The organism is Streptomyces sp. NPDC005195, assembly GCF_040608315.1.
Classification (GTDB): Bacteria; Actinomycetota; Actinomycetes; order Streptomycetales; family Streptomycetaceae; genus Streptomyces; species Streptomyces kaempferi.
Map to the genome: position 1 here is coordinate 1 of NZ_JBEXHZ010000296.1, position 1,794 is coordinate 1,794.

General features: G+C 68.5%; 2 protein-coding genes and 1 pseudogene. 1 reads left to right on the plus strand and 2 read right to left on the minus strand.

Annotated features, from left to right (window positions below):
- The coding region (locus ABZV34_RS39100) for a transposase domain-containing protein (protein ID WP_356287946.1) at window positions 1-566 on the minus strand (566 nt) is incomplete at its 3' end.
- A gap of 209 nt (window positions 567-775) precedes the next feature.
- Here ABZV34_RS39100 and ABZV34_RS39105 point away from each other — a divergent pair.
- Entirely contained in the window at window positions 776-1,057 is a 282-nt protein-coding gene (locus ABZV34_RS39105; protein WP_356287949.1) for a transposase, read from the plus strand.
- Window positions 1,058-1,252: 195 nt separating this feature from the next.
- On the opposite strand, the pseudogene ABZV34_RS39110 reads toward ABZV34_RS39105, so the two are convergent.
- Window positions 1,253-1,794: pseudogene (locus ABZV34_RS39110) on the minus strand (hypothetical protein); the annotation flags it as partial.

A 1,794-nucleotide genomic window follows, 5' to 3' on the forward strand; every position in this document is an offset into this window, starting at 1 on the left:
GCAGTGGGGCCGAACACTGCGCCGACCAGGGACCGGGTTCCGGTCTCGACCAGCGTCATCAACTCCAGCGTCGGATAGCCATGATGCGAAGTCCTGCCCAGCCAGGCCCGGTTCCGTTCAGAATCGGGAGCCCTCAGCGAACTGCAGCCGTCGAACGACACCGTCCGGTACGGACCGAAACGCACACCTGGCGTCGTCGGCTGGGCCAGCAACCCGGCCAGCACCTCGAACAACGTCCGCACCGGCGCGCTGCCGATCCGCCGGCGCAGGTCACGCAACGCCTTCGCCGACGGACAGACCACCGGCATCCCGGACAGACCCCCGGTCAGCTTGTCCCAGACGAGCCGGTAGCCGACCTCAGGGAACAGACACATCGCCAGCAGGAAGTAGACCCCGACCCGCGACGGAAGATCACGCAGACGTCGCTGTACAGCTCTCGTCTCCGCAAGGACCGTATCCACGAGCTCGAACGGCACGACCGCCGTCAGCTCTCCCAGATGTCCCGGCGCGAACCGGCCCCCGGCCACCGTGACCGTACGGGTGATGGTCGTCAGTGCGGGCGGCACGACACAATGACGGGGCAACGGAGCTCCGTCGGGACAAGCTGTCTTGGTCGACTGCCTGTACCAACGAGCTCCGTTGTCCTACACCGAGACTCGTTTAACTCCCCTTGCGTGACCAGCGAAATCGCTAACTACCCGGCCTTGGGACCTGACCCTGGATCTTGGACACCCTGATCATTGGATCGTGAGGATCCGAGGAACCGGAGTTCCCGTTGGGGACGTCGAAGTACAGCCCTGAGTTCCGTGCCGATGCCGTCGCGCTGTACCGGGCCACGCCCGGTGGCAGTTACGCCTCGGTGGCCAAGGACCTGGGCGTCAACCACGAGACGCTGCGCGTGTGGGTCCGGGACGCCGAGCAGGCCGCCCGGCCCGGCGCTGGTGAGGCGAGCGCGATGGAGAAGGAGAACCGGCAGTTGCGGGCGCGGGTGAAGGAGCTCGAGCGGGAGATCCTGCGGAGGGCCGCGAAGTATTTTGCGGGCGAGACCAGCTGGTGAGGAGCGAGGCCGGCAGGTTCGGTCCGGATCCCGGGTGGACCGACGCACACGGTGTCGCATCAGGTGACGGACGGCGTGGCCCGCGGGATCTGACGTGCTGTCAACGCCCAGGCATGCCCCTGCCGTCCTGCGAAGACGGGCAGGACGGCAAGGACGTACGGGTCGGCGACGCACGAGCGGGACTGCCGCCGGATGTCAGTTCCGGCAGACCGCCTTGACCTGGGCCGCGGCCACGTGCCGGCCCTCGTTGCCGCTGCCCCAGTCGATGCCGCGGTTGTCGAGACCCACCGCGAGCTTGGCCCTGCCCGGGTAGCTGCCGGCGGTCACCCACCGGCCGAGATGGGCGGCCTGGTTGATCTGGAAGCTCCCGATCACGTTGTTGGCCGAGGGAGTGTAGGCCCGGTAGACCGTGTAGTAGGCGGGGTTGCCGCCGACCATGGTCCGGTCCGAGACCGGCGGGATGTAGACCAGCAGGGTGCAGGAGGCCGACGAGGTCAGGTTCGGCGCGAAGAGCCACTCCGCGAAGAGCCCCGAGTTGGGGCTGGAGCCGCCGCTCAGGGGCAGGGCCGAGTACGAGCCGTTGCAACCGTTCTGCGACCATGCGTGCGTTCCTCGGCGCCAGCCGTCGTCGCCCTTCGTGTAGACGCCGTGCTCCTGGTAGCCCCAGGCGGTGCAGCCCGGCCCGGTCACCGCGCTGTACGCGGGCGGCTTGGCCCCGGACGACTGCGCGGGTGTGG